Source organism: Micromonospora sp. L32, from assembly GCF_052068055.1.
Taxonomy (GTDB): Bacteria; Actinomycetota; Actinomycetes; order Mycobacteriales; family Micromonosporaceae; genus Micromonospora; species Micromonospora purpureochromogenes.
The window spans coordinates 226,157-243,439 of record NZ_JBQHDD010000009.1 but is presented as its reverse complement, the minus strand read 5'-3'; the positions used below and the strand labels follow the sequence as shown (position 1 = coordinate 243,439).

General features: G+C 73.6%; 14 protein-coding genes and 1 pseudogene. 6 read left to right on the top strand and 9 right to left on the bottom strand.

Annotated features, from left to right (window positions below):
* Positions 1-1,053, top strand: a pseudogene (locus ACTMTB_RS24445) (RNA-guided endonuclease InsQ/TnpB family protein); the annotation flags it as partial.
* Positions 1,054-1,285: 232 nt separating this feature from the next.
* Here the strand turns inward: ACTMTB_RS24445 and ACTMTB_RS24440 are convergent.
* Positions 1,286-1,666 carry a DUF2267 domain-containing protein gene (locus ACTMTB_RS24440; RefSeq protein ID WP_441148575.1) on the bottom strand — a complete coding sequence of 127 codons (381 nt, stop codon included), beginning with the start codon at positions 1,664-1,666 and terminating at the stop codon, positions 1,286-1,288.
* A 304-nt stretch (positions 1,667-1,970) separates the two neighbouring features.
* Between ACTMTB_RS24440 and ACTMTB_RS24435 the strand changes: the two genes are divergently transcribed.
* The 4 genes from ACTMTB_RS24435 (at position 1,971) to ACTMTB_RS24420 (ending at position 5,858) form a co-directional block, all read left to right on the top strand.
* A complete protein-coding gene (locus ACTMTB_RS24435; protein ID WP_441148574.1) occupies positions 1,971-3,830 on the top strand; it encodes a transketolase in 1,860 nt (619 codons plus the stop codon).
* Positions 3,831-3,946: 116 nt separating this feature from the next.
* Entirely contained in the window at positions 3,947-4,354 is a 408-nt protein-coding gene (locus ACTMTB_RS24430) for a DUF2267 domain-containing protein (protein ID WP_441148558.1), read from the top strand.
* A 99-nt stretch (positions 4,355-4,453) separates the two neighbouring features.
* Entirely contained in the window at positions 4,454-5,122 is a 669-nt protein-coding gene (locus ACTMTB_RS24425) for a LuxR C-terminal-related transcriptional regulator (protein WP_441148557.1), read from the top strand.
* A gap of 109 nt (positions 5,123-5,231) precedes the next feature.
* Complete coding sequence (locus ACTMTB_RS24420; protein WP_441148556.1) at positions 5,232-5,858, top strand: response regulator transcription factor; 627 nt, start codon at positions 5,232-5,234, stop codon at positions 5,856-5,858.
* Here the strand turns inward: ACTMTB_RS24420 and ACTMTB_RS24415 are convergent.
* From ACTMTB_RS24415 to ACTMTB_RS24385, 7 genes are all read right to left on the bottom strand, one after another.
* A complete protein-coding gene (locus ACTMTB_RS24415; RefSeq protein WP_441148555.1) occupies positions 5,788-7,560 on the bottom strand; it encodes an ATP-binding cassette domain-containing protein in 1,773 nt (590 codons plus the stop codon). The two genes, ACTMTB_RS24420 and ACTMTB_RS24415, sit on opposite strands and share 71 nt — an antisense overlap.
* A complete protein-coding gene (locus ACTMTB_RS24410; RefSeq protein ID WP_441148554.1) occupies positions 7,557-9,224 on the bottom strand; it encodes an ABC transporter ATP-binding protein in 1,668 nt (555 codons plus the stop codon). Before ACTMTB_RS24410 ends, ACTMTB_RS24415 begins: the two co-directional genes overlap by 4 nt.
* A gap of 65 nt (positions 9,225-9,289) precedes the next feature.
* Positions 9,290-9,409 carry a SapB/AmfS family lanthipeptide gene (locus ACTMTB_RS24405; protein WP_091302793.1) on the bottom strand — a complete coding sequence of 40 codons (120 nt, stop codon included), beginning with the start codon at positions 9,407-9,409 and terminating at the stop codon, positions 9,290-9,292.
* A 70-nt stretch (positions 9,410-9,479) separates the two neighbouring features.
* Entirely contained in the window at positions 9,480-9,599 is a 120-nt protein-coding gene (locus ACTMTB_RS24400) for a SapB/AmfS family lanthipeptide (RefSeq protein ID WP_088647629.1), read from the bottom strand.
* Between the two features lie 71 nt (positions 9,600-9,670).
* Entirely contained in the window at positions 9,671-12,310 is a 2,640-nt protein-coding gene (gene lanKC, locus ACTMTB_RS24395; RefSeq protein ID WP_441148553.1) for a class III lanthionine synthetase LanKC, read from the bottom strand.
* Between the two features lie 247 nt (positions 12,311-12,557).
* Positions 12,558-14,141: an MDR family MFS transporter gene (locus tag ACTMTB_RS24390; RefSeq protein WP_441148552.1), complete on the bottom strand. Its 1,584-nt coding sequence runs from the start codon at positions 14,139-14,141 to the stop codon at positions 12,558-12,560.
* A 73-nt stretch (positions 14,142-14,214) separates the two neighbouring features.
* Entirely contained in the window at positions 14,215-14,835 is a 621-nt protein-coding gene (locus tag ACTMTB_RS24385) for an acyl-CoA-like ligand-binding transcription factor (protein WP_441148551.1), read from the bottom strand.
* 138 nt (positions 14,836-14,973) lie between these two features.
* Between ACTMTB_RS24385 and ACTMTB_RS24380 the strand changes: the two genes are divergently transcribed.
* Positions 14,974-16,569 carry an FAD-dependent monooxygenase gene (locus tag ACTMTB_RS24380; protein ID WP_441148550.1) on the top strand — a complete coding sequence of 532 codons (1,596 nt, stop codon included), beginning with the start codon at positions 14,974-14,976 and terminating at the stop codon, positions 16,567-16,569.
* Positions 16,570-16,626: 57 nt separating this feature from the next.
* Here the strand turns inward: ACTMTB_RS24380 and ACTMTB_RS24375 are convergent, their stop codons facing one another.
* Entirely contained in the window at positions 16,627-17,256 is a 630-nt protein-coding gene (locus tag ACTMTB_RS24375) for an HAD-IA family hydrolase (RefSeq protein WP_210774707.1), read from the bottom strand.
* Positions 17,257-17,283 lie beyond the last annotated feature (27 nt).

Below are 17,283 nucleotides of genomic sequence, written 5' to 3'. Positions count from 1 at the left end.
ATGTGGTACGTTTTGTACGTGCGGCTTCGTTACAACTACCGCGTCTACCCGACGCCGAGTCAGCAGGAAGCGCTGGCTCGAGCGTTCGGGTGCGCGCGGGTGGTGTTCAACGACGGACTGCGGGCGCGGCAGGAAGCCCGCGAGCAGGGTCTGCCGTACCTGTCGGACGCCGAACTGTCCAAGCGGGTCACCGCAGCCAAGGCGACCCCGGAGCGGGCGTGGCTTTCCGAGGTGTCCTCGGTTGTCCTGCAACAGGCCCTGGCCGATCTGAACGCGGCGTACCGCAACTTCTTCGCCTCGATCTCGGGCAAGCGCAAGGGCCGCAAGATCGCGCCGCCACGGTTCCGTTCCCGCAAGGACAACCGGCAGGCCATCCGCTTCACCGCCAACGCCCGGTTCAGGGTCCTCGACAACGGCCGACTCAGGTTGCCGAAGATCGGCGACCTGGAGGTGCGCTGGTCGCGGACGCTGCCCTCCGCACCGTCCAGTGTGACGATCATCAAGGATGCAGCGGGCCGGTACTTCGCGTCGTTCGTCGTGCAGACCACGCAGGACGAGACGCTGCCGCCAGCCGGGGCCGAGGTGGGCATCGACCTGGGGCTGACCCACTTCGCGGTCCTCTCCGACGGCACGAAGGTCGCCGCCCCGAAGTTCCTACGCCGCGCGGCCCGCAAGCTGCGCCGGTTGCAGCAAGACCTGTCCCGCAAGCAGCGGGGCAGCCAGAACCGCAAGAAGGCCGTCGTCAAGGTCGCCCGCGCCCACGCGCGGGTGGCCGACACCCGACGAGACTGGCAGCACAAACTCTCCACGACGATCATCCGCGACAACCAAGCGGTGTACGTCGAGGACATCTGCGTCGTCGGTCTCGGTCGGACCCGGCTCGCCAAGTCCGTGCACGACGCAGGATGGGCCAGCTTCACCGCCATGTTGGAGTACAAGGCCGCCCGGTACGGGCGCACCTTTGCCCGGGTGGATCGGTTCTTCCCGTCCACCCGGATGTGCTCGGACTGCGGCCGGATCAACGACAAAATGGCGCTCAACGTCCGAGCGTGGGACTGCCCCTGCGGCAGCACCCACGACCGGGACGTCAACGCGGCCATGAACGTGCTCGCGGCGGGACGCGCCGAGAGCCTAAACGCCTGTGGAGCGCAGGTAAGACCGGCACTCGTGCCGGCGCCGCGCGAGGAAGCAGGAATCCTCCCGGACGCCGCGTGTTCCACGCGCAGCGTGGAGGGAATCTCCGTCCTTCAGTGCGGAGAGATCGTCAATACCAGCACTTCGGCGCCTAGCCGCGGGCGCGCCGCCCGTCGAAGGGCGCCACCGGGTTGGCGACCTGGCCGAGTTCCGCCGGGAGCTGGGATACCACGTCGTCGTAGTCGCCGGGTGGGATGGTCTCGCGGAGGGTGTCGAACACCGCCCGCATGCCGATCTCGGCCAGCGCCGGCTCCACCTCGGCGCGTCCACTGACCCGTTGCACGAAGACATCGAGTCCGAACCGCTCGCCGGTCTCGCTGGAGGCGAACGCGTACGCCTTGAGGTCCTCGGGAAGCTGGGTGGCGAGGTCACGAGCCTCGCCCCCGTCTATCCGTTCCGCCAAGGTCCGCAGCGTGGCCTGGGTGAGAGCGGTCGCTCGCGCCGACGACGTGTTCGCGCGCTTCGCCACCATGCCGATGAAGTCGTTGCTGTCCACGGTCGGAGCCCTCCTCTTGGCCAATGGCGGCATCTACCCGTGCACCACCATGGCAAACGGCGGTGCGCGCCCGGACACCCCCGGCGGGCCCGCGCCGCCCGGTCGCGAGGTGAGCTTCGGGACTCAGGCCGGCATATCGGTGGTTACCGGATGGCGACCCGGTTTCCTGGCTACCGTAGGTGCGGAGCCGGTCAGCGGCGAGCGGCCCGGTCGATCGGCCGGACGGCCCGGCACCGAGGGCTGGCCGAAGGGCCGATCGCTGGAGGCGATACCGGTGACGATGGAAGCAGAGCGGACTCTCGACGAGGAGCAGCTCACCCAGCTGGGTGAGCTCGCCGCCCAGCTGCGGGTGGACGCGATCCGGTGCAGCACCAGGGCCGCGTCCGGGCATCCGACGTCGAGCCTCTCCGCCGCCGACCTGCTGGCGGTGCTGATCTCCCGGCACGTGCGCTACGACTGGGCGGAGCCGGGCAACCGCGCCAACGACCACCTGATCTTCTCCAAGGGCCACGCCTCGCCGCTGCTGTACGCGGTCTTCAAGGCGGTGGGTGCGATCAGCGACCAGGAGCTGGTCGACACCTACCGCCGGTTCGGGTCGCGTCTGCAGGGGCATCCCACCCCGGCGTTGCCCTGGGTCGACGTCGCCACCGGTTCGCTCGGTCAGGGACTGCCGGTCGGGGTCGGTATCGCGCTGGCCGGCCGGTACCTCGATCAGCTGCCGTACCACGTGTGGGTGCTCTGCGGCGACAGCGAGACGGCCGAGGGCTCCGTCTGGGAGGCGCTGGACAAGGCCGGCCACTACGGGCTGCGCAACCTCACCGTGCTGGTCGACGTGAACCGGTTGGGGCAGCGGGGGCCGACCGAGCTGGAGTGGGATCTGGACACCTACCGGCGGCGGGTCGAGGCGTTCGGCTGCCAGGCGATCGTCGTCGACGGTCACGACCTGGCCGCGATCGACGACGCGTTCGGCCGGGCCCGGCAGGCGACCGGTCCCACCGTCGTGCTGGCCCGCACGGTCAAGGGCAAGGGCGTACCCGAGATCGAGAACAAGCCGGACTGGCACGGCAAGCCGCTGAAGCCCGATCTCGCCGAGCGGGCCGTCGACGCTCTCGGCGGGGTACGCCAGATCCGCGTCACCGGGCCGCAGCCCGAGCCCGCCCCGCCCACCGGCGCCCCCGCAGCTCAGCCCATCCAGTTGCCGCGCTACGACCGGGGCGCGAAGGTCGCCACCCGCAACGCGTACGGTGACGCGCTGCGCGCGGTGGGCGTCCGGCCGGAGGTGGTCGTCCTCGACGGTGAGGTCAGCGACTCCACTCGCGCCGACCGGTTCACCGACGCCTATCCCGACCGCTACTTCGAGATGTTCATCTCGGAGCAGCAGATGGTCGCCGCGGCGGTCGGGTTGCAGGTGCGCGGGTACCGCCCCTTCGCTTCGACGTTCGCGGCGTTCTTCTCCCGCGCCTACGACTTCGTCCGGATGGCCGCCGTCTCCCGGGCCGACATCGCCCTGTCCGGGTCCCACGCGGGCGTGGAGATCGGGGCGGACGGTCCCTCCCAGATGGGGCTGGAGGACCTGGCCGCCATGCGCGCCGTCCAGGGGTCCACGGTGCTCTATCCCAGCGACGCCGTCTCCTGCGCCGCTCTCGTCGCCCAGATGGTCGACCGCAAGGGCGTCAACTACCTGCGCACCACCCGGGGCGGGCACCCCGTGCTCTACGACAACGACGAACCCTTCCCGGTGGGCGGCAGCAAGCTGCTGCGCGGCGGCGACGACGACCGGGTGGCGCTGATCGGGGCCGGGGTGACGGTGCACAACTGCCTGGCCGCCGCCGACGAGCTGGCCGCCGCCGGGATCAACGCCCGGGTCATCGACCTCTACTCGGTCAAGCCGCTGGACCGGGAGCGGTTGCTCGCCGCCGTCCGGGACACCGGCGGCCGGCTGGTGGTCGTCGAGGACCACTACCCCGAGGGTGGCCTGGGCTCGGCCGTCCTCGAATCACTGGCCGACCTCGCCGAGCCGTTCCGGCTGACCCACCTGGCGGTACGCGGGCTGCCCACCTCCGGGACGCCGACGGAGCTGATGGACCAGGCGGGGATCGGGGTCAGCGCCATCGTCGCGGCGGCGCGCGCCGCGGTCTGAGGGGATTCCGGACCCGCGATGCAGCACTGGTGGGAAGCGGCCCCGCGCCGGGACCGACCCGTTTCGGCCATCCGCTCGCGGGTACCCGCACGGTCCGGTGCGAGAGGAGGTCCGAGGTGAACCACGCGGAGTTCATCCAGGCGGTGGCGTCACGACCTGGGGTGTTGCCGTCGCAGGCCGAGCCCGTCACCCGTGCCACGCTGGAGGCGTTGGCGGAACGGATCAGTGGTGGCCAGGCCCGGGACCTCGCCGCGCAGCTTCCCCAGGAGCTGCGGGTCCACCTGTCCGCAGCCGACGAAGGTTCCGTACCGTTCGGGCTCGCCGAATTCTTCGAGCGGATCCAGGCACGGGCTGCGGTAAATCTTCAGACGGCGACCGATGGTGCGCGCGCGGTGCTGGACACGCTGCGTGCGGCGGTCAGCGAGAAGGAGTACGGGGACTTCGTCGCCCAACTGCCGAAGGAGTTCTGGCAGTTCACCGGGCCGGCGGCCACCCGGCTCGAACCACGCCGGATCGGCACGTAGGCGCGGGTTCCGCCCCGCCTGCATCGCCTGGGCGGACGCCAGTCCGCCGCGATCCGGGAAGGACGCATGGGTGGGTGGCCCCGGGGGCACAGTGACCCGGTGGACGACGTACTGGACGAGACACTGCCCAGGCCGGCCCGGCCGGCGGACGTCAGGGAGCGGGCGACGGTCCGGGTCGTGGTGGTCGGGGAGCCGGGGCTGCTGCGTACCGCCGTGGCCGCGGTCCTGGCCGGCGCACCCGGTTTCGAGGTGGCGGGGGAGTGCGACCCGGCCGAGGGCGTCGCGGAGGCGGTCGCCGCCACGCGGCCCGACCTCGCCCTGGTCGACCTCGACGCGGTGCGCGATCCGTCGGCCCTGACCGGACGCCTGCACGCTCGGATGCCGGAATGTGCCGTGGTCGTGCTGACCGCCCGGCGCACCGCGCGGGTGCTGCGCCGGGCGCTCGGTGCCCGGGTGCGCGGGGTCATCGCCAAGGACGTGCCGCCGGAGGAGCTGATCGACCAGCTCCGCGCGATCGCCGACGGGCAGCTGATGATCGATCCGTTGACCGCGCTGGCCGCGCTCGACGCGGCGGTGAACCCGCTCAGCGAGCGGGAACGGGAGGTCGCTGCTGCCGCCGCCCGGGGACTGCGCACGAAGGAGATCGCCGCCCGGCTCCACCTGGCCCCGGGCACCGTCCGGAACCACGTGTCGACCCTGTTGCGCAAGACGGGCGGGCGGAGCCGGTGGGACGCGATCCAGCGCGCCCAGGACGCCGGCTGGATCTGACACGCGGACCGGGGTGTCGCGCCGGAGCCGATTTCAATAGGATTCCTGACCGTGCGTCATCGTTCGCGCACGTGACGTCAACAACGGGGGTTGATGACGGGGAGTCTGCATGGTCCGCACTCTGCTCGCGCTCAAGGGTGCGCTCGTCCGCGGCGCGCTCGCCCAGCTGCTCGACGCCGAGGACGACATCGACGTCGTCGGCGAGGCGGACACGCCGGACGAGCTGCGGTCCGCCCTGCGAGCCGAGCGTCCCGACGTCGCCGTCGTCGACGGCGACCTGGTCACGGCGGACCAACTCGGCGATCTGGCGTCCGAACGGCCCGCCGGCCGTCCGGACGGCGGCCCGCCCGGGCGGCTGCTGGTCCTGGTCCAGCAGCGCCGCGCCGCCCGGCTCGGTCCGGTACTCGCCGAACACTGTCGACGGATCGGCTTCCTCAGCCACGACGTGGCCCCCGGGCGGATCGTCGAGGGGGTCCGGCGGCTCGCCGACGGTCAGATCGTGCTCGACCCCGACCTGGTGGTCGCGGCGCTGGCGGTCGCCGACAGCCCGTTGACCCCGCGCGAGCGGGAGGTGCTCGACGTGGTGGCCGAGGGCCATCCGGTGCGGGACATCGCGGAGCGCCTGGTCCTGTCCGCCGGGACGGTGCGCAACCACCTGTCCCGGATCATGGCGAAGACCGGCGCGCGTACCCGGCTGGAAGCGGTGCGGATCGCCCGGGAGTCGGGCTGGATCTGAGCAGGTCCGCCTCCCCGTAGCCGACCAGTTCCCGGTACGCGGCCGAGCGGTGCAGCAGGCCCCGGTGGCTGTCGAGCAGCGCGGCCCGCCCGTCGAGCAGCAGCACCCGGCGGGCGCGCAGCGCCGAGCTGACCCGGTGCGCGATCACCACCAGCGTGCCGGGCCGGTCGGCGAAGGCCTCCTCCAGCCGCGCCTCGGTCGCCGGGTCCAGGTGGCAGGTCGCCTCGTCGAGGATCATCAGGGGCGCGGGGGAGAGCCAGGCCCGCAGCAGGGCCAGCTGCTGACGTTCCCCGGCGGAGAGGTCCGCCGGGCGCAGCGTCGCGTCGTAGCCGCCGAGGCGGTCCACCAACCCGGTCAGCCCCAGCCGGGTCGCCGCCCGGGTGATCGCCGGATCCGGCAGGTCGGGCCGGAGGTACGTCAGGTTCTCCCGGACGGTGCCGGTGAAGACGTACGCCTCCTGCGGGATCAGGACACGCCGGTCGGCCAGTTCCGCCGGCGTGGCGCCGGCCACCGGCACCCCACCGACGCGCACCGTGCCGGCCTGCGGCGACAGCACCCCGGCCATCAGCCCGGCCAGGGTGGACTTGCCGATCCCGCTCGCGCCCACGATCACCAGGTGGTCCCCGGCCGGCACGTCGAGGTCGAGTCCGTCGAGCACCGGGTCGGCCTGCGGGCCGTACCGGAAGGTCACCCCGCGCAGGGACAGCGCCGGCGCGGTCTGCCGCGGGACCCGGGCGGTGGCCGGCGCCGGGGTGCGTACCGGGACGTCCCCGCGCAGCAGCCGGTCGAGGGTGACGGCGAAGCGCAGCCCGCCGGCGGCCACGCCCTGGACGAGGGTGTGCAGGGCGGGTTGCACGCCACGCACGACGTAGACCAGGGCGCCGAGCACCGCGCCCGGCCCGAGCCCCTGCCGGACCAGCCACGGGGTGGCCAGGAGCACCACCGGCACGGGCACCCACCCGCCCACGGCCAGGGTCAACCCCCGGGTCGCGGCCATGGTGGCCAACCGTCGCTCCACCCGCGCCTGGTCGTCGACGTACCCGCCGACCCACCGGGTGGTCCGGTCCCGCGCGCCGCTCACCGTGACGTCGCGGTGGCCGGCCACGGCGGTGACCGCGACCCGGCCCAGCCGCTCGTCGGCCAGCACGTACTGCCGTTGCCGGGCGATCATCGCCGGCAGGGCCGCCGCGAACAGCCCCAGGCCGGCCAGCACCGGCACCGTCACCAGCAACGCGACCGGCGCTGACAGGGAGAACAGGCCGACGACGGCGGCGCCGGCGGCGAACAGGAAGCCGCGCACCACCATCAACAGGCCCGCGTAGGTGTCCCGCACCATCTCCACCTGGTGGGTCAGCCGGGCCACCGCCGCGTCGTCGCCGCGACCACCCGTCGCCCCTTCCAGCGCGCCGGCGACCACCCGGCGCAGCAGGTCGTCGCGGAACGGCTCCACCACGTCCCCGAGCAGCGCGTACGCCCGGTTGGTGCCGACCGCGCCGATGAGCACGGCGGCCGCGAGCAGGCCCAACCAGAGCAGCCCGGTCGCCGGGCGCCCGGCCAGGAAGCCGTCGTCGACGGCCCGTGCGGTGAGCAGTCCGGCCAGCCCCGCCGGCAACGCCTCGGCCACCGACCAGCCCGCCAACCGGCACAGCTCGGCGCGGCGCGCCCGCAGCGCCGCCCGGGTCACCTCGCCGACCGTGCTCACGCCCGGAACACCGCCTGGTAGTCCGGGTCGTCCCACAGCACCCGGTGCGGGCCGACCGCGCGGAGCCGCCCACCGTCCACCCAGGCCACCAGGTCCGCCCGCGCGGCCATGCCGACCCGGTGGCTGACCACCATCCGGGTACGCCGGTCGCCCGGCCCGGTCAGCGTCCGGGTCACCCGGTACTCGGTGACGGTGTCCAGGCTGGACGTGGCGTCGTCGAGGACCAGCAGCCGTCCGGCGCGCAGCGCGCGGGCCAGCCCGAGCCGCTGCCGTTCCCCGCCCGACATGGCGACCTCGGCCAGCGGCGTGCGGTACCGCTCGGGCAGCCGCTCGACGAAGTCGTGGATGGCCGCCGCCCTGCTCACCGGCACCGGGTCGGCACCGCACCCGACCGCCTCGCCGACCGTGTCACCGACCAGCACCGGCCGCTCGAACCCGTAACCCACCGCCGCGTGCAGCGCCGCCGGGGCCAGCTCGGGCAGCGGCACGCCGTCCAGGCGTACCTCACCGGAGTCCGGGTCGCGCAGCCGTCCGGCGACGGCGGCGAGCAACGACTTGCCCGCCCCGGACGGCCCGACGACGACGAGCAGCGTCCCGCCGGGGACCCGCAGGTCGACCCGGTCGAGCAGCGGACGCCCGTCGTCGCCCCGCACGCTCACCTCCCGCAGCTCCAGCTCGCCCGGTCCGGGGGGCAGCGTCCGGGTGCCGTACCGGCGGACCGGCTCGCCCAGCACGTCGGCCGCGCGCCGGCAGCCGGCCCGGACCCGGACCGCCTTGTTCAGGGCGCCGACCACGGTGCCCAGGCCGGCGCCGAGCGCCGCGTACTGGAGGGCGGCCAGCAGCTCGCCGGGGGTCATCCGCCCGGCGGCCAGCGACAGCCCGCCGACGGCGACGACGGCCAGTTGCAGCAGCGGGTTGACCACCGCGCCGCGGGTCGCCGCGCCGGCCAGCACGGTCCACGTCCGCGCGCCGTGCGCGCGCAGCGCGGCGACCGGCGTCAGCACCCGCGCGACCTCCCGTTCGGCGGTGCCGGCGGCGGCGATGGTCCGCGCCCCGGCGAGCGCCTCCACCATCCGGCCGGCGAGTTCCCCCTGGGCCTGCTGGTAGCCGGCGACCGCGGTCGAGGCGTCGGCGACGAAGTTGCGCAGCAGCACGCCGAGCAGCAGGAGCCCCACCACGAAGGTGAGGCCGAGCCACGGGTCGATCAGGGTGAGCGCCACCAGACTGCCCAGCGGCGGCAGCAGCACCGTGCCGGCCAGTACGACGGTCGGGGCGGCCTGCCCGGCGTCGGCCACCTGGCCCACCAGCCGGCCCACCAGGTCGCCCACCGGACGGCGGGCCGCGATCCGTGGATCGAGGGCGAAGACGTGTCGGGCCAGCGTGTGCCGCAGCCCGGCCACCGAACGGGCGGTGGCCGCGCCCGTGCCGTAGTCCCGTACCGCGTCGGTGGCGACCAGCACGGCGATCAGCCCGACCACCGCGGCGAGCCAGTGGCCGGACGAGGCGCCCGGCGCCGTACCGACGGCGGCGTCGACGGCGCGGCCCAGGGTCGCGGGCAGCGCCAGCTCGGCCGCCACGCCGACCACCGCGACCACGGCCAGCACCGGGGTCCACCAGCCGGCGGACCCGACGGCGCGCAGCAGGAGCCGGTCGGCCGGGGTCATCACACCTCTTTCACGCCGCGGCCCCGGACCGGCGTGAACCGGCCCGGGGCCAGGCGAACTGATCGTCAGTGGCAGGTGGTGACGCTCAGCGAGCTGTCGCCACAGAGCAGCAGGCTGGCCTGGCTGCCGCCACCGGTGCGCTCGGCGGCCGGCAGTTCCATTCCCTGGAGGTCGAGCAGAGCCATGTCGGTTCCTCTTTCTCTCGTGGTGCGGAGTTGGGCTTCTCGGGTGGTCGTCGGGTCGACGACCGCCACCTCAGTTGCAGGTGGTGACGCTCAGCGAGCTGTCGCCGCAGAGCAGCAGGCTGGCGCGGCTGCCGCCACCGGTACGCTCGGCGGCCGGCAGTTCCATCCCCTGGAGGTCGAGCAGGGCCATGTCGTTGCACCTCCTTCCACATGAGTCGGGTCGGTCGGCCCCGGGGTGACCCGGGGAGCTTCGGTGGCCGGTCAGCCGGCCGATCCCGCCGGCGTCGCGGCCGGCAGCGGCCCCGCCTCCGACGGCGGCCTCGCCTCGGGCAACGGCGTCAGGAACGGCAGCCGGGTGGCCGCCGCCGGGCGGGTCGCCGCGAGGGCGGTGAGCACGCCGGCGGTGCCGGTGGCCAGGTCCATGGAGAGCCGCAGCAACTGGTCGCCGGGGAAGGCGGTCAGCCCCCGGTACGGCAGGGCGTGCCAGCTCAGCAACCGGGCTTGCTGCCGTGCCGGGTCGTACTCGCCCCGCCCGGCCAGGTAGGTGACGATCCCCGCCCGGCCGGCGAAGAGGCCGGACTGGGCGTAGAACGGGGAGTCGGCGCAGCGCCGGATCGCCGCCGCCGCGGTCTCGAACCGCTGGTCCGGGCGGTGGCGCAGGTACTGGTCGAGCACCAGGCCGATGCCGACACTGCCCTCGGCGAGGTACGGCATGGTCCGCCAGCCCTCGTTGACCTCCAGGTGGCCGGCGTCGCGCTGCACGCATCGGCGCAGGTCCTGGCGCAGCGCGGTGGCGGCGTGGTCGAGCAGCACCGGGTCGTGGTCGAGCTCGTACCTGCGCAGCAGCATCAGCGCCACCCCGGCCCCGCCGCGGGTCAGTCCCGCGTACGGGTGCCGGCCGCCGCTGACCTCGGCCACCGAGTCGACGTCGCCCAGCCGCTCGACGACCAGGTCGACCGCCTGCCGGGCGGCGTCGGCGTACCGCCGCTCGCCGGTGACCCCGGCGAAGTGGGTCAGGTTCAGCGCGACGCCCGAGAGGCCGCCCATCAGGTCGTTGCCCAGGTCCGTCCACGGCTGGTCCAGGCAGAGGTCCAGCAGCCGCAGCGCCCCGTCGCGGTGCCCGAGCCGGTCCAGCACGTACGCGATGCCGTGCAGCCCGTCGTAGAAGCCGAGCCGGCTGCCGGAGGCGGGTTCGCGTACCCGGTCGATCAGCCACCGCTCGTGCTCCGCTTCGGTGGGCGCGCCGCTCGTGTGCAACGCCCAGAGCACCCCGGCCGCACCGTGGGCGAGGTTCAGCCCGCCGTCGCTGCCCGCGAACTGCCGGATGTCGCCGGGGAAGAGCCGGTCGTCGCGGTGCGGGGTGGCGCTGGCGACGATCGCGGCGGCGAGGCGGTCGCGCAGTCCCGGCCAGTCGTCCGGGTCGATCCGGACGGCGCCACTGGTGCCCGCCGGCACCGCGACGCGTTCGTCCGGCGTCCCGGCGTGGCCGTCCGGCGCCTCGGCCCGGCCGCCGATGATCACGGCGACCGTCTCGTCGAGCAGGTCCCGGGGCACGGGGAAGTTCTCGGCCACCACGTCGGCCAGGTGCGCCGCCTTCTCCGGGGCGAGCCGCAGCATGGCCGTCAGCGGCAGGAAGAGCGCCAGCCGCAGGCAGGCCAGGGCGTAGCGGTCGACGTCGAAGCCGGTGCGGTCGCGCGGGGCGGCGAAGGCCTGGTTGCGCAGCGCCGGCCGGCCCGTCGCGTCGGCGGGCGCGGCGACCTCGAAGTCGACCAGCGTGGCGGTCCCGTCGTCGCCGACCATGATGTTGAACATGTGCAGGTCGCCGTAGACGATCCCGTGGGCGTGGATGGCGTCCACCGCCTCGGTCACCTGCCGGTGCACGTCCAACGCCCAGCCGGTGTACGCGGCCCGGTCGGCGTCGGGGTGGACCAGCGGGTAGCGCTCCACCACGAGCTGGTTGAGCGGGCGGCCCTCGACGAACGCCAGGGCCAGGAACTCGTGCCCGCCGAAGCTGAACTCGTCGTGCACCCGCACCAGGTGCGGCACGTCCGTGAGCTGCCGCAGCACCTCGGCCTCCCGCCGTAGCCGGGTCACCGCGTCCGCGCCGGTGGCGTCCAGTCCCGCGTACGGCCGGGCCTCCTTCAACACGACCCGGTCCCCGGTGCGGGTGTCCCGCGCCTCGTACAGGCCGCCGCCGTTGGAGAAGTGGATCACCTTCTCGATCCGGTACGGCAGCTCGGTGGTGCTCGCCGCGTTGCGGGCGGCCAGGTGCGGGGCGAGGAAGTCGGGCAGGGTGACCCACTCCGGCACGTGGAAGACCGGGTCGCGGCGGTCCGGCACCAGGCTGCCGCTCGCGTCCTCGATGGCCGGCACCACCTGCCCGTCCGGGGAGAGGCAGTACCGGGCGGCGAAGCCGCCGTAGCGCAGGTAGACCGGGCCGTCGCCGTAGCGCAGGTCGCTGAGGATGTACGGCCCCTGCTCGCCGTCGAGCAGCGCCGCCAGTTCCTTGGCGGTCAGCTCCAGCTCGGCGTCGTCGCGGGGGTAGACCGTGATGAACTTGCCGCTGGCGGCACGGCGGGCGTACTTGCTGTTGCGCATGAGCAGCATCCGCGGCCCGCGCAGGTGCTTGAACGGGATGCCGCGCGGCTGGCAGTAGTCCATCACCCGGGTCAGCACCCGTTCGGCGTTGTCCAACCGGGCCGACACGTGGATCTTCCAACCCTGCTGGGGGAGCGAGCCGTCGACCGGGCCGTGGATCAGCCAGTCGTCCTTGACCTCGCACTCCCAGCCGTCCGGCACCGGGCGGTCCGTCGCGTAGCCGGCGACCACGGTGCTCGCGCTGGCCAACGAGTCGTAGAAGAGCGGATCGACCGCGCAGTACGAGTCGTACCGTTCATCCATGTCGCCTGCCTCCGCCGCCTGGTCGGTTGAGGTCCATCCTGCGGACGGCCGAGAGGCGTGCGAAGTGCGATGAGTCATCGATCGGCGGTGAGTTTCCCACCCCGAAGTCGTGACAACAGCGGAGTTTGAACTCGCGAATACCGCGTGACCAGTGCGGAGGCCGGCCGGCACCGATGGGCGGCCGGACCGCCGGCGGACATGGAACGGGGGCGGGTCGACCGGCCCGCCCCCGTCACCGTGGTACCGCTCAGTGCACCGGCACCTGCGCGGCCGCCTCCTCCTGGGCGCGGCGCTCGTCGCCGCTGAGGGTGTGCAGCGGCTTCTCCTTGATGAACAGCACGACGACCAGCGCGAGCGCCGCGATGGGCGCGCCGACCAGGAACAGGTCGGCGGTGGCGATGCCGTACACGTCCTGCACGATGCGCAGCACCGGCTCGGGCAGGGTGGACAGGTCGGGCACCTCCGCGGAGCCGCCGCCGGTCGCCGCGGCCGGGCCGAGCTTCTCGGTCATCAGCGAGGTCACCCGGTTGGCCAGGACGGCGCCGAGCGCGCTGACCCCGATGGCCCCGCCCATGCTGCGGAAGAAGGTCAGCACGGAGGTGGCGGCGCCGAGCTCGTGGGCCGGCACGTCGTTCTGCGCGGCGAGCACGAGGTTCTGCATGAGCATGCCGACGCCGATGCCCAGCACGGCCATGTAGATCGACAGGACGACCACGCTGGTGCGGGCGTCGATGGTGCCCAGGAGCAGCATCCCGACGGTCATCACCGCCGCGCCGGCCACCAGGTAGGCCTTCCACCGGCCGAACTTCGTGATGAGCTGGCCGGCGATCGTGGACGAGACGAGCAGACCGAAGATCATCGGGAGGCTCATCAGGCCCGCGACGGTCGGCGACTTGCCCAGCGAGATCTGGAAGTACTGGGACAGGAAGACGGTGCCGCCGAACATCGCGACGCCGACCAGCACGCTGGCGACGGTGGCCAGCGAGACCGTGCGGTTGCGGAAGATGTCCAGCGGGACGATCGGCTCCGCCGCCCGCGACTCGACGAGGACCGCCAGCGCCAGCAGGACCACACCGCCGGTGACCATCGCAGCCGTCCAGCCCGAGGTCCAGGCGAACTTGTTGCCCGCCAGCGAAGACCAGATCAGCAGCGTGGAGACGCCCGAGGTGATCAGCACCGCGCCCAACCAGTCGATCTTCACCGTGCGGCGGACGACGGGCAGGTGCAGGGTGCGCTGCAGCAGGACGATGGACAGGATGGAGAACGGCACCCCGATCAGGAAGCACCACCGCCAGCCCAGCCACGACGTGTCGACGAGGAGGCCGCCGATCAGCGGACCGGCGATGGTGCCGACACCGAAGACCGCGCCGAAGATGCCGGCGTAGCGGCCCAGCTCACGCGGCGGGATCATCGCCGCCATGACGATCGTGGCCAGCGCCGTCATGCCACCGGCGCCGATGCCCTGCACGACCCGGCTGACCAGCAGCACCTCCACGTTCGGCGTGAAGCCCGCGATCAGCGAACCCACCACGAACAGCCCCAGCGAGAGCTGGATCAGCAGCTTCTTGCTGTACAGGTCGGCCATCTTGCCCCACAGTGGCACGGTCGCCGTCATGGCGAGCAGTTCGCTGGTGACGATCCAGGTGTAGACGGTCTGGCTGCCCTGCAGATCGGCGATGATCCGCGGCAGCGCGTTCGCCACCACCGTGGAGGCGAGGATGGACACGAACATGCCCACCATCAGGCCGGAGAGGGCCTGGAGAACCTCCCGACGCGACATGCGCGTGCCGACGACCTCGGCCGGGTCGGCGGGCGGGGCGGTTGCGGTCATTGACGCTCCCTTTCGGGGTGGATCCGGATTGGCTGGCCCCGGAACGGATGCGCCGGGGCGGGGGACTGGTGGGTCAGGAGGTGGGCGACGGATCCGGCAGGCCGGCGACGACCGCGGCGAACGCCTCGTCGACGAAGTCGCGCAGTGGCCGGCCGTCGGTGTCGGCGGCCCAGCGCAGCATCGCGGTGCGGAAGGCGGCGCCGGCCACCGCGGTGACCAGCGCCGGGTGGCCGTGGTCGGGATCGACACCGAGGCGCGCGGCGATCGCTTGGATCATGGCCCGCTCGGTCTCGATGTTGCCGGCCATCAGGCGGGGCAGCAGCGCGGGATTCTGGGCGATGACCGCCAGGCGCAGCCGCCACAGCTCGCGCTCGGACTCCATCGTGTCGATCGCCTCGTCGAGGGCGAGCCGGACGGTCCGCAGCGCCGGCACCTCCGGCGCGGCGGCGACCAGCCGGGCCACGACGCGGTCGCGGTCGACCGCCAGGTCGGCGATGAGCGCCTCGTCCTTGGAGGTGAAGTAGTTGAAGAAGGTGCGCGAGGAGACGTCCGCCGCCTCGCTGATCTCCTCCACCGTCACGTGCTCCAGGCCGCGTTCGGCGACCAGCCGCAGCGCGGCGGCGGTCAGCGCTGCCCGCGTCAGCCGCTTCTTGCGGTCCCGGCGCCCGCCGGCGGCCTGTTCGGTTACGGTCACTCCGGCGACGCTACGAGGAAACTTGCGGAGCCTGCAAGTTTTTATTCTGTGAAGTGATGTTCCCGACCGGCGCCCTATGCGCCCGAGATCGGAGCGAGGCGTGGCAGTGATCGTCGGCCGCCGACGGGTCGTCGTCCCGTGACCGCCGTCGACGTGCTCGTGGTCGGGGCCGGGCCCACCGGGCTGGCCATGGCGGCGCAACTGGCCGCCTTCGGGGTGCGGGCCCGCGTGGTCGACCGCGCGGTCGACCGGGCCCACGAGTCGCGGGCGTTGGCGATTCAACCGCGCACCCTGGAGGTCCTCGCCGGCTCAGGGGTGACGGACGAGCTGCTGGCCGGCGGCAACCCCGCGGTCCGGCTGTGCCTGCACGCCCACGGCCGGGTGCGGGCGGTGCCGCTGTTCGACCTGGGCCTGGGGGACACGGCGTACCCCCATCTGCTGTTCCTGTCCCAGGCGGAGACCGAGCGCATCCTGGGCGAGCACCTGGCGGCGGCCGGGCTCGCCGTCGAGCGGGGCGTCGAGCTGGTGGGGATGAACCAGACCGGGGACGGCGTGGCGGCGACCCTGCGGCACGCCGACGGCCGCGAGGAACCGGTCTCGGCACGGTACGTGGTGGGCTGCGACGGCGCGCACAGCACCGTGCGTCACCTCGCCGGGATCGGATTCGAGGGTGGCGCGTACCCGCAGACGTTCGTCCTGGCCGACCTGGAGGCCGACGGCGTCGCCGGCGGCGCGGCGCACGCGTTCGTCTCCGGACGGGGGACGTTGTTCCTCTTCCCGCTGCGGCACCCGGCCAGCTGGCGGCTGCTGGTGATGCGTCCACCCGCCGACGCGCCTCCGCCCGAGTCGCCGGTCACCCTCGACGAGGTGCAGGTGCTCGCCGACACCTACACCGGCGCGACGGTGCGGCTGCACGACCCGGTCTGGATGACCAACTTCCGGTTGCACCACCGCGCCGCCACCCGCTACCGCTCCGGACGGGTCTTCCTGGCCGGCGACGCGGCGCACATCCACAGCCCGGCCGGCGCGCAGGGCATGAACACCGGCATCCAGGACGCGGTCAACCTCGGTTGGAAACTCGCCCACGCACTGCGCGGCGGCGCCGACCCGAGCCTGCTGGACACCTACCAGGCCGAGCGGGCGCCGGTCGGCCGGATGGTGCTGCGCTTCACCGACCGGGCCTTCACCGCGGCCACCTCCACCAACCCGGTCGTCCGCTTCGTCCGTGGCCGCCTCGCCCCCGCGCTGATCCCCGCCGTGCTCGCCCCCCGGTTCGTGCGGGCCACCGCCTTCCGCACGGTGTCGCAGCTGGGCATCGGTTACCGGCGGAGCCCGCTGTCCACCGACGGCCCTCGCCCGCCGCGCAAGGGCCCCCGGGCCGGGGACCGGCTACCCGACGCGCCGGTTCCCGGCGTCGACGGTGGCACGCTGCACCGGCTCACCGCGGCGCCCGGGTGGCATCTGCTGCTCTGCGGGCCACCGGCCGCCTGGTCGACGGGCGAGACGGCCGGACCGGCGCAGCGGTACCCCGGCCGGCTCACCGTGCACCGGCTAACCGAATCCGATACCACCGGGGGAGCGGTCCCCGCCGCCCGCGCGCTGCGCCGGCTCGGCCTCGCCCCCGGCGCCAGCGCTGCGTACCTGGTCCGCCCCGACGGCCACGTCGGCTACCGGTCGGGCGGCACGGACCTGGCGGGGTTGACGGCCTACCTGGACCGCTGGCTTCCCTCGTGACGCCGCCGCGACGCCGGTGCCCGCTGGAAGGCCTGGCGCAGCCCAACCGCCACGCCACTACGGACGCGGACCCGCTCCGGCCAGCAGCTCCGCCAGTTGGCCCAGGTCATCGAGGCGAAGGTCGCCGTCCAGCCCCTTCAGCGCGGCGGTCATCGCGCCGGCGGCCCGTCCGGCCCGCAGGCCGACGTCGGCATCCTCCACGACCAGGCACCGCGCCGGCGGGACGTCGAGCAGCTCGGCGGCGCGCAGGTAGCCCTGCGGGTCCGGCTTTCCCACCGTGACGTCCTCGACCGTGACCAGCACCGGTGCGTCGATTCCCGCCGCGCCGAGCCGGGCCTTCGCCAGCCGGCTGTCGGCGCTGGTCACCACCGCCCACGGCAGCCCGAGCCGCGCCAGCGTCTCCAGCAGCGCCGGCGCACCACGGGTGGCGGTCACGTCGGACAGGTCGTCGTACTGCAACGCCAGCTGCCAGTCCGCTGCCGCGGCCACCGCGGCGTCGTCCAGGCCCGGCAGCAGTCGCCGCACCGTGCGGTCGGCGGGACTGCCATGCGCGATTGCCAGCACCGCCTCCGGGTCGACGTCGTACTCTGCCGCCCACACCCGCCACGCCCGCTCCACCGCGGCGTCGGAGTCCACCAGAGTGCCGTCCATGTCCAACAGCACCGCACCGACCGACGACACGTCCATGCTCACCTCCCGTAATATACTCGCACG

What these genes read in the sequence shown, in the direction of transcription:
- ACTMTB_RS24405 (WP_091302793.1), bottom strand. Translation starts at nt 9,409, where the DNA reads ATGGCTCTGCTCGACCTCCAGGGAATGGAACTGCCGGCCGCCGAGCGC.
- ACTMTB_RS24420 (WP_441148556.1), top strand. Translation starts at nt 5,232, where the DNA reads ATGGTCCGCACTCTGCTCGCGCTCAAGGGTGCGCTCGTCCGCGGCGCG.
- ACTMTB_RS24410 (WP_441148554.1), bottom strand. Translation starts at nt 9,224, where the DNA reads ATGACCCCGGCCGACCGGCTCCTGCTGCGCGCCGTCGGGTCCGCCGGC.
- ACTMTB_RS24375 (WP_210774707.1), bottom strand. Translation starts at nt 17,256, where the DNA reads ATGGACGTGTCGTCGGTCGGTGCGGTGCTGTTGGACATGGACGGCACT.
- ACTMTB_RS24435 (WP_441148574.1), top strand. Translation starts at nt 1,971, where the DNA reads ATGGAAGCAGAGCGGACTCTCGACGAGGAGCAGCTCACCCAGCTGGGT.
- lanKC (WP_441148553.1), bottom strand. Translation starts at nt 12,310, where the DNA reads ATGGATGAACGGTACGACTCGTACTGCGCGGTCGATCCGCTCTTCTAC.
- ACTMTB_RS24400 (WP_088647629.1), bottom strand. Translation starts at nt 9,599, where the DNA reads ATGGCCCTGCTCGACCTCCAGGGGATGGAACTGCCGGCCGCCGAGCGT.
- ACTMTB_RS24390 (WP_441148552.1), bottom strand. Translation starts at nt 14,141, where the DNA reads ATGACCGCAACCGCCCCGCCCGCCGACCCGGCCGAGGTCGTCGGCACG.
- ACTMTB_RS24440 (WP_441148575.1), bottom strand. Translation starts at nt 1,666, where the DNA reads ATGGTGGCGAAGCGCGCGAACACGTCGTCGGCGCGAGCGACCGCTCTC.